Genomic DNA, 15,453 nt, shown 5'->3' with positions numbered 1-15,453 from the left:
GGACTACATGATCCCGGCGCATTTCATCTTCCTGGCGCAAATGCCGTTGACCCCCAACGGCAAGCTCGACCGCAAGGGCCTGCCGCAACCGGATGTGAGCCAGATGCAGCAAGCATATGTCGCACCGCAGAGCGAGCTGGAACAGAAGATCGCTGCCATCTGGGCCGATGTACTGCGCCTGCCGCGTGTGGGCTTGAATGACAACTTCTTTGAGCTGGGTGGCGACTCGATCATTTCGATCCAGGTAGTTAGCCGTGCACGGCAGGCCGGTGTTCGATTTACGCCCAAGGACCTGTTTCAGCATCAGACCGTACTGAGCCTGGCAGCAGTTGCCCAGGCGGGCGGGGAGGGCCTTGTGATCGAGCAAGGGCCGGTCACCGGCGAAGCGTTGCTGTTGCCGATACACCAGTACTTTTTCCAGGCAGACATTGCCGAGCGTCACCACTGGAACCAATCCGTGGTCCTGCGCCCGGGCGAACGACTGGATGGCGCGACATTGCGCACCGCCCTGGCAGCGCTGCTGGCGCATCACGACGCATTGCGCCTGAGTTTCAGCCCGCAAGCGGCCGGCTGGCAGGCTCACTACCGAGGGGTTGAAACCCAAGACGAGCTGCTCTGGCAAACCGCCCTCGATACCATTGAGGCGCTTGAGCCCTTGGGCCTGCAGGCACAACGCAGCCTGGATCTGTCAGAAGGGCCGCTGATGCGTGCGGTGCTGGTCGAGTTGCCGGATGCATCGCAACGGCTGTTGCTGGTGATTCACCACCTGGTGGTGGACGGCGTGTCATGGCGGATCCTGCTCGAAGACCTGCAGACCGCCTACACCCAACTGCAGGCTGGGCAGGCGGCTGTGCTGCCGGCTAAGAGCAGTTCGATCCAGGCATGGGGCAAGCGATTACAGGCTCATGCGCATAGCCCGGCACTGCAGGAAGAACTGCGGTTCTGGAAGGCGCAGCTGCAAGGCGTCGATGCCGATCTGCCTTGCGATAACCCGCAAGGTGGTTTGCACAATTCACTGGCTCTGAGCGTGGGCACGCACCTCGATCAATCCTATACCCGACGCCTGCTGCAAGAGGCTCCGGCGGCATACCGTACGCAGATCAATGACCTGCTACTGACCGCGTTATCCCGGGTCATCACACGGTGGACGGGCGGCGAATCGCTGTTGGTCAAACTTGAAGGGCACGGTCGTGAGGATCTGTTCGAGGACGTCGACCTGACCCGCACAGTCGGTTGGTTCACCAGCATGTACCCGCTGGCGCTGACCCCGGCCACGTCCCTGGCCGACTCGATCAAGGGTATCAAGGAGCAATTGCGCGCTGTCCCGGATAAAGGGATTGGCTTCGGCGCACTGCGCTACTTGGGCGATGACCAGGCCCGGCAGGTATTGGGCGGGCTGGCGCAGCCACGGATCACCTTCAATTACCTGGGGCAGTTCGACGGCAGTTTCAATGATGCTGCGGCACAGGCCTTCTTCACCCCTACGGGCGAAAGTGCTGGCGCTGACCAGAGCGAGCACGCCTTGCTGGGTAACTGGTTGGAAATCAACGGGCAGGTGTACGGCGGTGAACTGAACCTGAGCTGGAGCTTCAGCCGCGAGATGTTCAGCGAGGTCACCGTACAACGCCTGGCCGATGGCTATGCGCAGGAACTCAAGCATTTGATCGAGCATTGCTGCCTGGCCGCACATCAAGGCGTGACGCCGTCGGACTTCCCGCTGGCCCGACTCAGCCAGGCACAGCTGGACCAGTTTGCGTTAGCTACCGTCGATGATGTGTACCCGCTGTCGCCGATGCAGCAGGGCATGTTGTTCCACGCCTTGTACGAGCCCCAGGCGGGCGACTATGTCAACCAGATGCGCGTGAATGTTGAGGGCCTGGACATCGCTCGTTTCCGTGAAGCCTGGCAGGCAGCGCTGGATAACCATGACATTCTGCGTACCGGCTTCATCTGGGACGGGGATCTTGCGCAGCCTCTGCAAGTGGTGCATCGCCAGGTACAAATGCCGTTTATCGAAACAGAGTGCCCGGAAGGTGCCGATCAGCAGCAGCAACTGGATCAGTTGGCCGATGCGCAGCGCTTGCAAGGCTTCGCGCTGGAGAGCCCGCCGTTGGTGCGCATTGCCCTGGCGCACACCGGCCCGCAACGTTGCCATCTGATCTACACCAGCCACCATATCCTGATGGATGGCTGGAGCAGCTCCCAACTGCTCGGCGAAGTTCTGGGGCGTTACGCTGGCCATGTGCCGCAGGCTCAGGTCGCGCGTTACCGGGACTTTATCGCCTGGCTGCAATCCCAGGATAAAACCCTGCGCGAAGCCTTCTGGAAGACCCAGCTGGCCAGCTTGGATGAGCCGACACGTCTGTTCCAGGCGCTGCCTCGCAACAAGGATGTGAGGGCGTCCGGGCTGGGTGAATACGCCCATGAGCTGGATGCCGTGGGCATGGCCCGCCTCAAGGCCTTTGCCCAAGGCCAGAAGATCACCCTCAACACCCTGGTGCAGTCCGCCTGGTTGCTGTTGCTGCAACGCTACACCGGGCAGGACACCGTGGCCTTCGGCGCCACAGTATCGGGACGCCCCGCGGACCTGCGCGGTGTTGAGCAGCAAGTTGGGTTGTTCATCAATACCTTGCCAGTGGTAGCAACTCCTCGCCCGGATATGCCCGCGTCGCAATGGATGCAACAGATCCAGCAACAGAACCTTGCGTTGCGCGAGCATGAACACACGCCGTTGTTCGAGCTGCAACGCCTGGCCGGGCTGGGGGGCGAGGCGTTGTTCGACACCATTCTGGTGTTCGAGAACTACCCTGTATCGGAGGTGCTGGAGCAGGGTGCCCCGCAAGGGGTGCGGTTTGGCAGTGTCAGCAGCCGGGAACAGACGCACTATCCGCTGTCGATCGCCGTCGGTGTCGGCGAAACCCTGACGTTGCACTACAGCTATGACCGCAGTGAGGTCGACGGCCCCACGGTTGAACGTCTCAACCGGCATCTGCTGCACCTGTTGGCAGAGCTGGTCGCCAAGCCCCATGCGGCTCTGGCACAGTTGACGTTGTTGACAGAGTCGGAGCACCTGGCCCTGCTGGAGCAAGGCAACGGGTTGCCGAGCGAGACCTCTTGGCAGTCTGTCCAGCAGCAATTCGAACAGCAGGTGCGCCGCACGCCACAGGCAACCGCTGTGATCTTCGGCGAGCAGCAGTTGACCTACGATGCGCTGAACCGACGTGCCAATCGCCTGGCGAATGGGCTGATCAAGCAAGGTGTAGGCCCGGATTCGCTGGTAGGTATCGCGCTGGAGCGTTCTTTCGACATGCTGGTCGGGCTGCTGGCGATCCTCAAGGCCGGTGGTGCGTATGTACCGCTTGACGCCGACTACCCCGAAGAGCGCCTGGCCTACATGCTTAAGGACAGCGGCGTGAAGTGGCTACTGACTCAGTCGCACCTGAACCTGCCGTTGGCCGATGACGTGCAGTGCCTGAGCCTTGAAGGTGATCAATGCTGGTTGAGCGGGTGCGGTGAAACCGATCCGCAGGTGCCCGTCAACGGTTATAACCTGATGTACGTGATCTACACCTCCGGCACCACCGGCAACCCGAAATGTGTGGGTGTGACACACGAAGCATTGGCGCAACGCTTGCAATGGATGCAGGACACCTACGCATTGCAGGCCGACGATGTGCTGTTGCAGAAAGCCCCGATGAGTTTTGACGTATCGGTATGGGAGTGTTTCTGGCCGCTGATCAGCGGCAGCCGGCTAGTGATAGCGGCCCCGGGCGAACATCGGGATCCGGTTCGCCTGGTGGAGTTGATCCAGGCATTTGGCGTGACCACGCTGCACTTTGTGCCCTCGCTGTTGCAATTGTTCATGGATACGCCGGGCGTCGCCCAGTGCACCCGCGTGCGTAGGGTGTTCTCAGGCGGTGAAGCGTTGACCGCCGATTTGCGCGATCAGATCCTGCGGACCCTGCCCGGCGTAACATTGCACAACCGTTACGGGCCGACCGAAACGACGATCAACGCGACCTGGTGGGCGTGCTCCCTTGAGGACGGCACCCGTTCGCCGATTGGCCGGCCATTGGACGGTGTGATTTGCCGGGTACTGGACGGTGATCTGAACCCGGTCCCGATCGGTGTTGCCGGCGAGTTGTGCGTGGGGGGAGCCGGTTTGGCGCGCGGCTATCTCGGACGTCCGGGGTTGTCGGCCGAGCGCTTTATCGCGGACCCGTTCGGCGGCGCCGGTTCACGCCTGTATCGGACCGGCGACCGTGTGCGCTGGGCCGAGGATGGCGCGCTGGAGTACCTGGGGCGCCTGGACCATCAGATCAAGATTCGCGGCTTCCGCGTGGAGCTGGAGGAAGTTCGTGCGCTGGTGCTGCTCCAGGCCGGAGTGGCCCAGGCCGAGGTCGTCCTGCGCCAGGACGGTGTTGGCGGCCAATTGATAGGCTACTACGTGGCCCTCCCAACGGTACTCGATGAGATCGATCACGCTCAGGCGTTGCGTCATGCCCTGCAGGCGCTACTGCCGGACTACATGGTGCCCAAACAGTTCGTGCGCCTGTCGCACATGCCGTTGAGCCCCAGCGGCAAACTGGACCGTAAGGCCCTGCCGGAGCCCGACAGCCATGTTTTGCAAGGTGAATATGTGGCGCCTTGCAGCGACCTTGAACAGCACCTGGCGGCAATCTGGCAAGACGTGCTGGATGTTGAGCAAGTGGGGTTGAATGACAACTTCTTCGAGCTGGGCGGGCACTCGTTGCTGGTGATCAATGTGATGTCGCGCATTCAGCTGGACCTGGGCGTGAAGATCAGCGTGCACGAGCTGTTCCAGCATGCCCAGCTCAGGGAACTGGCAGCGCATTTACAGGGTCAGGGCGGCGGCATAAGCACTGAGAAACTGTCGTTCCTAGATTCACTCCTCGACGAAATGGAGCAGCTGTAATGGACGGCCAGATGGCGTACAAAATCATGCAGCGCTTTATCGGGCTGCCGCTGGAACAGCGCAAGGTGTACCTGCAGAGGATGCTGCAGGAAGGCGTTTCGCCGGGCAACCTGCCGATCCCGAAGGTACGGCGAGAGGCGCCCTCCCTGACGCTCTCGTATGCTCAGGAGCGGCAATGGTTTCTCTGGCAATTGGATCCGCAGAGCGCTGCATACCATATCCCCAGCGCTTTGCGGCTCAGGGGGCATCTGGATGTTACGGCGCTGCAAAAGAGCTTTGAACACCTGATAGCCCGACACGAGAGTTTGCGCACGCGGTTTCGCCAGGTCGGTGAGGACATGCAGCAGGAAGTCCAGCCTGCATACCTCGTGACACTGGTGCCTGAAACCATTGATGAAAGCCAGTTGAAAGCGCGCGTCGAACAGGAAATTGCGCAACCCTTTGACCTGGAGAGCGGCCCGTTGCTGCGCATGACGCTCCTGCGTCTGGCAGAGCAGGACCATGTGCTGGTCCTGGTGCAGCACCACATCATTTCCGACGGTGGGTCGATGCAAGTGATGGTGGAGGAAGTGATACAGGCCTATGGCGCCTACACCCATGGGCGTGAGTTTGAGTTGCCTGAACTGCCAATCCAGTACACCGACTACGCCCTGTGGCAGCGCAGTTGGATGGAAGCGGGGGAAAAGGACCGCCAACTGGAATATTGGCGCAGCCTGCTCGGCGGCGACCAGCCGGTGCTGGAACTGCCGTTGGACCGGCCACGCCCGGCGGTGCAGAGTTTTCGCGGTGCTTCCCTGGACCTGGTGCTGGATGAGCGCGTGGTAGCGGGTGTCAACGCCTTGGCTCAGCGTGAAGGCGCCACCGGTTTCATGGTGCTGCTGGCCTCCTTTCAGGTGTTGTTGCATCGCTACAGCGGGCAACAGGACATCCGTATCGGTGTGCCGACCGCCAACCGTAACCGGGTCGAGACGCAGCGCCTGGTCGGCTTCTTCGTCAATACCCAGGTGCTGAAGGCCGAGGTGGACGAGCACACCAGCGTGCTGGCGCTGTTGCGCCAAGCCCGCCAACGGGTGCTGGAAGCCCAGGCGCATCAAGACTTGCCGTTCGAACAACTGGTGGAAGCGCTTCGTCCCGAACGCAGCTTGAGTTACAGCCCATTGTTCCAGGTCATGTTCAACCATCAGAACCGTGGCGCTGGCAGTACAAGCGAGCCGGGAAGCTCCGGCCTGGTGTTGGAGGGCCTGGACTGGGAGAGCCGAACCGCTCAGTTCGACCTTAGCTTGAATGTTGTGCAGGAGGCATCGAGCATTCGGGCTTCCTTTGTCTACGCGACCGACCTGTTCGACGCAGCAACCATCGAGCGCATGGCGCAGCACTGGCAACGACTGTTGAGTGCAATGGTTGCAACGCCGGAGGCCCTGGTCGACTCTCTGGCAATCCTGGCCGCAGCAGAGCGCCGGCAGATCGTCGATGGCTGGAATGCCACTGCTGTCGATTACCCCCTTGAAAAGACCGTGCACCAACTGTTTGAAGCCCACGCCGAACATGACCCGCATCGGCCAGCCCTGGTGTTTGGCGCGCAGCAGTTGAGCTATGCCGTCCTGAACCATCGCGCCAACCGCCTGGCCCATGCCTTGATCGCACGTGGTGTCGGTCCGGACGTGTTGGTGGGCGTGGCAATGGAGCGTTCCGTGGAAATGGTCGTCGCCTTGTTGGCGATCCTCAAGGCTGGAGGTGCCTACGTGCCTGTGGACCCGGATTACCCCGCGGAGCGCCAGGCCTATACGCTGGAGGACAGTGCGGTAAGCCTGTTGCTCAGCCAGTCGCACTTGAGCCTGCCGGCCGCCGACAGCGTGTTGCGTATTGACCTGGACCGCGATGAGCGTTGGCTGGACGCGTACAGCGAGGCCAACCCTGACGTAGCCCTGAGCGGTGAACACCTTGCCTATGTGATCTACACCTCCGGTTCCACCGGCAAGCCCAAGGGCGCGGGCAACAGCCATGCAGCCTTGACCAACCGCTTGTGCTGGATGCAACAGGCGTATGCATTGTGTGCCGGTGATACGGTGCTGCAGAAGACGCCGTTCAGTTTTGATGTGTCGGTGTGGGAGTTCTTCTGGCCATTGCTCAGCGGCGCGCGATTGGTGATGGCGGCACCCGGCGATCACCGTGATCCGACGAAGCTGGTGGAGGTGATCACGCGCGAATCTGTCACCACGCTGCACTTTGTGCCGTCGATGCTGCAAGCCTTCCTGCAGGACTGCCTAGTGGGCCGTTGCAGCAGTGTGCAGCGCATCATCTGTAGCGGCGAAGCCTTACCGGTGGATGCGCAACAACAAGTCTTCGCCAAGCTGCCTCAGGCCCACCTTTATAACCTCTACGGGCCTACGGAAGCAGCCATTGATGTCACCAGCTGGGCCTGCATTGACGAAGGCAAGGACGCGGTGCCCATTGGCAAACCCATTGCCAACCTGAGGTGTCATATCATGGACGCTAACCTTGAACCGGTGCCGATCGGTGTGCTCGGAGAGTTGTACCTGGCAGGCAAGGGGCTGGCACGTGGTTATCATCGTCGGCCAGTGTTGACCGCCGAGCGATTTGTCGCCAGCCCGTTCGGGGGCGGCGAGCGCATGTACCGCACTGGAGACCTGGCGCGTTATCGTCCCGATGGGGTGATCGAGTACGCCGGGCGTATTGACCATCAAGTCAAGCTGCGCGGCCTGCGGATCGAGTTGGGTGAGATCGAAGCGCGCCTGCTTGAGCATGACGGGGTTCGCGAGACCGCCGTGCTGGCGCTGGACGGCACACAATTGGTCGGCTACGTGGTGCTCGATCAGCCAATGCCGCACTGGCGAGAAACCCTCACGGCCTATCTATCGACTCATCTGCCGGCGTTTATGGTGCCGGCCCAGTGGGTCTTGCTGGACAGTATGCCATTGAGCCCCAACGGCAAACTTGAGCGCAAGGCACTGCCGCGCCCCGAAACCGCCGTTCAGCGACGCGAGTATGTGGCGCCGCATTCGGCGCTCGAACACCAGGTCGCGCAGATCTGGCAACAGGTGCTGGGTACCGAGCGGGTTGGCCTGGACGATAACTTTTTTGAACTGGGCGGTCATTCATTGCTGTTGCTGGTGGTGAAAGAACGCCTGGCGGCTCAATGCGGGTTGATGCTCACGGTCAACCAATTGATGACGCGCCCAACCGTTAGGGCGTTGGCGGGCAGCGCGTCGGATGAACGAGCGCGCTCGCTGCTCGTTGACTTGAATGGCCAGCAGGGCGGGCCGTCATTGTTTCTGTTTCACCCGAGTTTCGGTTCAGTGCACTGCTACAAGGCGCTTGGCATGGCCTTGCGCTCGGAGATGCCGGTACAGGGCGTTATTTGTCGGGCTCTGCTTGATCCGCAAAGCCAGGTGCCGACGTGGGATGCCATGGTTCAGGACTATACCCATCAGGTTCTTGCGAGCCAGCCGCAGGGTCCGTATTACCTCGCGGGGTGGTCGCTGGGTGGGAACCTTGCGTTGCAGGTGGCTGGCAGACTGGAGGCGCAGGGGGCCAAAGTGGCGTTCCTGGGGAGCATCGATGCGCCTCCGCCGATGCATGTCACTGCGTTCTGGGACAGGGACAAAACCCTGCGGCCGGCGTTTGAATCACTGGAAGCAGGCGATAAGCGCGTGGAGTTGCTGACGGTCATGTTCCCTGACGCGGCCCAGGATATTGCACAGGCCTGGCAGGATATCGAGCACTCGGGCGCCACGGCGGACCAACGGTGGGAGGCGCTTTGCGAGTGGGGAAAGTCGGCTTTGGGCGAGGTATTTGTCAGCTTGCGCAACGAGCTGCAACAAGGCGGCGAGCTGGAGGTTTCGTGGGCGTTGAAACGCACACTCGATGAGCGCTTGAAGGATGCCGCCTATGTGCGCCTCGCTGCTCCTGTGAGTTGCTGGTGGGCTGCACAAAGCAAATCTGCCAGTGATCGGCAAGTCATCTGCACGGCACTTGAAGAGGGGATCGGCCATGGACTGGACACTTCGGTGGTCATCGATACGACCCATGATCGAATCGTCGACAACCCTGAGTTCATTGCCTCGTTCGTAGCGGCCCTGACGGCTGCCAGGCACTAGCCCGGGCGAGCACGCTTACACTGGACACCGGCCTTGCGCCGGTGTTTTTTGCGTGGTGTTCCAGTCACGTCGCTACGCGCCATGCCTGGCGCGCAACAAAGAAAACCCCCGCCTGATGGCGGGGGTCTAAGTGCTGCTTGCACGCAACTGCCGGGGGTTAGAAGTCCCAGCGTGTGCTCAGCATGACGTTGCGTGGGTCACCATAATAGGCCGTGTTATAGAAGCCAATGTTGGTGTAGTAGTACTTGTCGAAGATGTTGTTCACGTTCAGTGTCGCGGAGACGTTGTCGGTGATCTGGTACTTGGCCATTGCGTCCACGACCCAATACGCTTCCTGGGTGAAGTCCTCCTGCCGTCCCTTGCCACTGTTGGTCACTTCCTGCCAGGACTTGCCCTGCCAGCGAGCGCCACCGCCGATGGTCAAACGGTCCAGCGGCCCGCTGAGCTTGTACGAGGTGAAGAAGCTGACCTGATCCTGAGGCTCCCAAGTAGATACTTTTACACCATGCTCATCCCGGATGACTTTATGGGTGTAACCAGCCTGGGCCTGCCAGCCTGGGGCTAGCTCACCGGACATTTCGGCCTCGAAGCCTTTGGTTTTGGCGGCGATGCCTTTATAGGCATACAAGATCGACGGGTTGGTCGGGTTGGCGTTGTAGTCAGAATCCGGGTCAGCCCTGTTGGTTTCATGCACTTCGAAGTAGGCCAAACTGGTGTTCAGGCCACCGTTGAAAAACTCGCCTTTCAAACCCAGTTCGTAATTCTTGCCTTCATCCGGTTCGAGCAGTTTGTTCTCTCTGTCGCGGTTATACACCTGCGGCATGAAGATCTCGCTGTAGCTGGCGTACGCGGTGAAGTTGTCGTTCAGGTCATAAGTTACGCCGGCATAGGGTACGAGCTTACCGGTTTCGGTGGACTTGTTGTCGCCAGTCAGCCAGTAGTTGGCCACGCGGGTGCCCATGAAGACGTTCAGGTCATCCGCGAGGTTGAACCGGGCGGTCATATAACCAGCGGTTTGCCGGGTGGTTTCATCAATGATTCGAGTCGGTGTGCCCCAGTTCGGCTCCGGGAAGTTACCGTCGAAGTTCCAGAAATCGACAATGCGCCCATTGGCGTGAATCGGCGCACCGTAATCCTTGCCTTTCCACTGGGAATTGGACGCAGAGGCGCCCACCACCAACTGATGCTCGCGGCCGCCCAGACTGAACGGGCCGCTGGCGTAGATATCGCCGGAGTCGGATCGGGTATCGCCGGTGAATTTGTTCGCGTAGAGCGTCGACAGACCGGTTGCCGTGAATGGGCCCAGCTGGATCGCACCCATCGGCGCGTCATAACCGGAGAACTGGTGTGTGTACTGGCCTTTGACCACCCAGCCGTTGTCGAAATTGTGCTCCAGGGTCGTGAAGAAACTCTGAGTGAACTGTTCCCAGCTGCTCCACTTCGCGCCGTTGTTGTATGAGCGCTTTACATCGATGCGGTTGCCGCTACGGTCAAACAGCGGGCGGCTGCCCGACCAGCCAGAACCTTGAGGATCGCTGTTCTGGTAGTCGAAGCCGATGGTGAGCAGGGTGTCCTCGTCCAGGTCCGCTTCCACGGTGCCGAAGTAAACGTTGGTCTTGCGCTCGTAGCGGTCCATGAACGAATGTTTGTCCTGATACGCGGCTACGGCACGGGCGCGGATGTTGCCGCTCTCGGTGAGAGGGCCACTTACGTCGACCTGGGAGCGATAGTTGTCCCAGCTGCCGGCACCCAGCTCCACGCTGCCTTTGAAATCACGGGTAGGCTTTTTGCGGATCAGGTTGATGGTAGCGCCCGGTGCCCCGGCACCCGTCAGCAGGCCGCTTGCGCCCTTGAGAACTTCCACGCGGTCGTAGATCGCCATGTCGCTCAGGGTTTGCCCGGACGAATAGGCCGAGTTTCGCAGGGTAGGGATGCCGTCGTACTGGAAGTTCTCGATCGAGAACCCACGGGAGAAATAGTTAGTGCGTTCGCTGTCCAGGGCCGACAAGGTAATGCCCGGTGTATGACGCATCACATCATCAATGGAGTTGAGTGCGAAATCATCCATATGCTGGCGCGTAATCACGCTGATCGACTGCGGTGTTTCACGCGGGGTCAGCACCAGTCGCGTGGCGGTAGCGATAGTGCCTGGTGTGTAGGAGCCCGTGCCTTCGGTGACCGTACCCAACTGGTTGGCGGTCACCTGGGTGGCCCCCAGCTCCAGCCCGGAGGTCGCGCCCGCCGTGATGGTCACTGCGCTGCCTTGCAGGCCGTAGCTGATGCCGGTGTCCTTGAGCAGGGCGGCGATGGCGTGGGCTGGCTCCAGCTTGCCCTTCACCGTCGTGCTGTTTTTGGCCTGTACATCCGTCGGGCTGTATAGCACCTGCAAGTTGGTCTGACGGCCAAATTCCTGGAGCGCTGTCCCCAACGGCTGTGCAGGAATGTCGATCTCAATCTCTTGTGCCTGCACGTAACTCGATAGCGGTAACGACACCGCCAGGGCCAAGGCGCAAGGCTTGAGGTGGATGTTCAAGGCCCTGCGCATGGAGAGCGCTTTGCTCAGGGGGCTGAGACCGAGTCGTACTGACATGGGTGCTTTCTCTTCTATATTTTAGTTGGGCAGTTTATAGGTATTTATGAGGTTGGTTCTCATTACCACTAGTGAGACGTTCCCACCTGGGAAAACCGGAAAAGAAAATTCATGCTGGCTCCATTTCGTGCACCACCTTGCCAGCGCGCAAGCGCACCAACTGGTCGGCGATGTCGAAATAGCGGTCGTCGTGGCTGATCACGATGATGGTTTTGCCCAGGCGCTTGAGGTCTGGCAGCAGCTCCGTGTAGAAGATGCGGCGGAAGGCCGGATCCTGGTCGGCGGCCCATTCGTCGAACACCAGTACCGGGCGTTCCTCCAGCCAGGCATTGACCAGCGCGAGGCGCTTGCGCTGGCCGGTGGACAGGTCGGTGGTGCTGAACGCGCCGTCCTTGATCGTGACCTTGTGGGCGATCTCCAGGCGGTCCAGATACTGGGCCGCACTGTCCAGAGACTTCTGCCCACCCCCTTGGACGAGATCGTCGAATAGGTAATAGTCGGCGAATACGGTGGTGAACAGTTGGCGGTAGTCGTCGCGGGTAGGGGCAATCACAGCTTCGCCATTGAGGTGTATTTCACCTGATTGTGGCTGATAAAGCCCCAGCAACAGCTTGATCAGGGTGGTTTTGCCGCAGCCGTTTTCACCGACGATAAACACGATATCGCCTTGCTTGATGCTCAGGTTGATCGGGCCCAGGTGGAATGGCTCGCTGCCTTCCACCGGCGGCGGGCTGTAGGTCACGCCGCGCAGCTCAAGGCTGTGCACTTGGGGTTTTGGCGCTTCACTGTCTTCCAGCAGCAGGTGCGGTTCGGGGGATGAGAACCGCTCGGACAGCTCGGCGATGCGCGAGAACGCGATCTGTGCCCGACTGACGATCGGCAGTGCGGTCACCACGTGTTCCAGTGGGCCTTTCATATACAACAGCACCAGCACAAAACCGGTGATCACCGCTGGGTCCGGGTTGGGGTTATAGGCCTGGAAGGCCAGCGCCAGGCCGATCACCACGAAAAACAGCATGGAGCCGAATGTCTTGGCGACAATGAAGATGTTGACCGAGCGGATCTGGATATCGCCGATACGATCAGCAGTCGCCTGGATGCGATGTGTATTCATGCGATAGCGGCGTGGCCGATGAATGCGCAGCTCCTTGGCACCCGAGGCGATGGCGGTATAGTAGCGCTGCAGCTCGTCTTCCTGGTCGCGAGCGGCTTCGAACCCCTTGATGCCCGCCGAGCGTGCCGCGTACTGCACGGCGGTACCGATGACGATCGCCACCACCATCATCAGGAACATCGGCACCGACAGGTACGCCAGGTAGCCCAGGCAGCCCAGCGTCACCGTGGTTGCAATGGCCAGTGGTGTGAAGGAGAAGGAAAAATCGCTGATGGTATCGACATCATGAGTCAGCACGGGGATCAACTTGTGAGTGCGGTAGCGCTCGATCTGCTCGATGGGCGCTGACAGAACCTTCTCGCCCAGTTCTTTGCGCAGTGCTGCAATGATGCGTTGGCCGACAAAGTTGGTGCCGATATCCGACACGATCGAACTGACCAGCGCCAGTACACACAACGCCGCAAACGTCAGGATCACCCCCTGGGTCATACCCGTGGAAGAATGCAGCGCGTTGTTGATGGTCGCCAGCAACAGCGTGATGGCCAGGCCGCCGGCCATGCCCAGGGCGACGGAGACCGTCACGATGGTGCGAAACGGCCTGAGCAATGCAAGCAAACCTTTGAAGGCGCCGCGCTTGGGGTCGGTCATAAGTACTTCCCGGAAAGTGAAAAAGAGGGGGCTGGGCACACAGACCCTTACCCATGACAAACGAAGGATTGGCGCGACTATTTAGCTCGGCGTGCCCGGCGGTGGTGGTGGCGGATAAATTGCGCGTGGGCTGGTTCGTTCTTGTGGTGTAGGCGCACGCGTATCGGCGCGTGCCTGATCTTTCCAGCGAGAGCGAAACAATGACGAAAAAGAACCTGGTGTACGTGTGGTCCCTGCGCAATGCCGCTGCCGACAAGGCCGGCCAGCCGGTGGCCTACAAGGACCACGAGCGCTACATGAAGTCGGTGCTGGAGTTTCTGGTGGGGTCGCTCAACGACACGTCACTGGGCGAGGCCTACAACCTGGTGGGCGTGATATATGACGACGATGAGCAGAACCCGCGGGACCAGCAGTTGGTGGCCGACTACGGCTTTGCCTATAAGCCCGGCCGCCAGTGGCTGTACCCGGCCGACCTGCGGGTGCAGGGGCGCCTGGTCAACGATCTGCTGCTGAGCGTGCCGTCCACCTATCGGCGCCTGCCTCGGGGCAGCGCGGAACACGTTGCCGGCAAGCAGGATTTCGAACGCCGCCTGCATGACACCCTGGTGGAGTTGAAGGCCGATATCGTGGTGCTCGACGGCCTGCTGGTGATCCTGGACGAGCTGGTGCGCCCCGGTGCGCCGTTTGCCCGTCGCATCATGAACATCCACCCCGGTATCACCCGTATCGAATCGCCCTATGAGCGCCGGGGTGCCTACGCCACCTGGAATGCCTTGTACGGTGCCCGCGGACAAGCCGTGGTGGATTGGGCGACCAAGCAGACGCAGCCGTGTGAACCGCTGTACCTCACCGGCGCCTCGTTCCACTACGTGGACAACGGCATCGACTCCGGCGAAGTGTTCCACGACGTGCTCAAGACCGAAATCTCGCCGGACGACACCATCCTCGAACTGCGCTGGAACAACTTCAATAACAGCCTGTTCCCGGCGTTGCATGAAGGCCTGGAGTTGCTGGCGCAGAAGGGGGTCTAAGCCGCGCACGATTTGACTGTGGGAGGGAGCTTGCTCCCGATGGCGGAGTATCAGTCAATGGCGATGTCGACTGCCGCACCCCATCGGGAGCAAGCCCCCTCCCAGATTAAATCCCGTCAGCTTCAGAGATCGCGCACGACCCTGAAGCCAATCCAATCCCCCCGTGTCTGCGGATAGATGTTGTTGCGGTTGCCCGAGCGCGAAAACACCGGCGCCTCGCCCCAGTCATTGCCGCGAATCATGTAGCCCTCGCAGTTTGGCTCCATCCATGCGCTGCCGTCGGTGGGCGCGCCGATGTAGCTGGAGTGCTCGCAGTCGGCCACCCGCTCATAGACATTGCCATGCATGTCGTACATGCCAAACGCATTCGGCGGGTAGCTGCCCACGGGCGAGGAATAGCTGTAGCCGTCCGCCGGGCCGTAGGTGTTGGCATGCTTGGCGATGCTGTAGCCCTTGCCCTCGTCGAACGGGAACGGGAATGGCCCGGTGGAGCCGGCGCGTGCGGCGTATTCGCGCTGGGCTTCGCTGACCATGTGGTACTGCTGGCCGGTCTTTTTCGACAGCCAGGCCACATAGTGCTTGATGTCGTCCATGTCCATGCACACCGCCGGCTGGCGCGGGCCCTGGGGGTAGCGTGGCTTGCTGGCGATGCATTCGCGGCCGGGGCGGGTGTCGCCGTCGGCGATCTTCACCCCGGTCTGGCGGATATAGCTGTCCCATTCGCCGGCGGTGATGTGGAAGCGGCTCATGGCGAACGGCTTGGCGAAGGTCACTTCATGCATCGGGCCTTCGTCCGGCTCGCGGCCGACTTCGTCTTCCGGCGTCCCCATGGTGAAGGTGCCGGCGGGCAGTACCACCATTTCCGGGCAGTCCTTGCAGTCCTTGAACACTTTGCCCGGTTGCGGCGTGGCAGCCTGGGCCAGGCCCGGCAGCAGCGCGCCGCACAGGGCGGTCAGTGCCAGGGTCGTCAGGGGGTTGAGTCGCAGTGGCGTCATAGGGGCCTCTCGTGCAAAGGG

General features: G+C 61.0%; 6 protein-coding genes. 3 read left to right on the top strand and 3 right to left on the bottom strand.

Annotated elements, in window-relative coordinates; all coding sequences use genetic code 11:
• Positions 1-4,936, top strand: a 4,936-nt coding sequence (locus C8K58_RS23040; protein ID WP_133822143.1) for a non-ribosomal peptide synthetase, incomplete at its 5' end; no start/stop codon positions are given.
• Positions 4,936-9,054, top strand: a complete 4,119-nt coding sequence (locus tag C8K58_RS23035) for an amino acid adenylation domain-containing protein (protein WP_108574366.1) — start codon at positions 4,936-4,938, stop codon at positions 9,052-9,054. The genes C8K58_RS23040 and C8K58_RS23035, both read left to right, overlap by 1 nt.
• Before the next feature lie 157 nt (positions 9,055-9,211).
• On the opposite strand, the gene C8K58_RS23030 is transcribed toward C8K58_RS23035, so the two are convergent.
• Both C8K58_RS23030 and C8K58_RS23025 read right to left on the bottom strand, forming a co-directional pair.
• Entirely contained in the window at positions 9,212-11,599 is a 2,388-nt protein-coding gene (locus C8K58_RS23030) for a TonB-dependent siderophore receptor (RefSeq protein ID WP_108574365.1), read from the bottom strand.
• 154 nt (positions 11,600-11,753) lie between these two features.
• Complete coding sequence (locus C8K58_RS23025; protein WP_098479742.1) at positions 11,754-13,406, bottom strand: cyclic peptide export ABC transporter; 1,653 nt, start codon at positions 13,404-13,406, stop codon at positions 11,754-11,756.
• A 200-nt stretch (positions 13,407-13,606) separates the two neighbouring features.
• On the opposite strand from C8K58_RS23025, the gene C8K58_RS23020 reads away from it, so the two are divergent.
• The gene (locus tag C8K58_RS23020; RefSeq protein WP_027606555.1) at positions 13,607-14,437 is read left to right on the top strand and encodes a N(5)-hydroxyornithine transformylase PvdF; all 831 of its coding nucleotides are present in this window, start codon (positions 13,607-13,609) and stop codon (positions 14,435-14,437) included.
• A gap of 122 nt (positions 14,438-14,559) precedes the next feature.
• On the opposite strand, the gene C8K58_RS23015 is transcribed toward C8K58_RS23020, so the two are convergent.
• Positions 14,560-15,432: a formylglycine-generating enzyme family protein gene (locus tag C8K58_RS23015; protein ID WP_092357756.1), complete on the bottom strand. Its 873-nt coding sequence runs from the start codon at positions 15,430-15,432 to the stop codon at positions 14,560-14,562.
• Between the last annotated feature and the right edge of the window lie 21 nt (positions 15,433-15,453).

This window comes from Pseudomonas sp. GV047 (assembly GCF_003058245.1).
GTDB classification, from domain to species: domain Bacteria; phylum Pseudomonadota; class Gammaproteobacteria; order Pseudomonadales; family Pseudomonadaceae; genus Aquipseudomonas; species Aquipseudomonas marginalis.
The sequence above is the reverse complement of the archived record's forward strand: the minus strand, read 5'-3'. Positions and strand labels throughout refer to the sequence as shown.

Coding starts and splice junctions, on each gene's coding strand:
- C8K58_RS23025 (WP_098479742.1), bottom strand. CDS start 13,406: ATGACCGACCCCAAGCGCGGCGCCTTCAAAGGTTTGCTTGCATTGCTC.
- C8K58_RS23015 (WP_092357756.1), bottom strand. CDS start 15,432: ATGACGCCACTGCGACTCAACCCCCTGACGACCCTGGCACTGACCGCC.
- C8K58_RS23020 (WP_027606555.1), top strand. CDS start 13,607: ATGACGAAAAAGAACCTGGTGTACGTGTGGTCCCTGCGCAATGCCGCT.
- C8K58_RS23035 (WP_108574366.1), top strand. CDS start 4,936: ATGGACGGCCAGATGGCGTACAAAATCATGCAGCGCTTTATCGGGCTG.
- C8K58_RS23030 (WP_108574365.1), bottom strand. CDS start 11,599: ATGCGCAGGGCCTTGAACATCCACCTCAAGCCTTGCGCCTTGGCCCTG.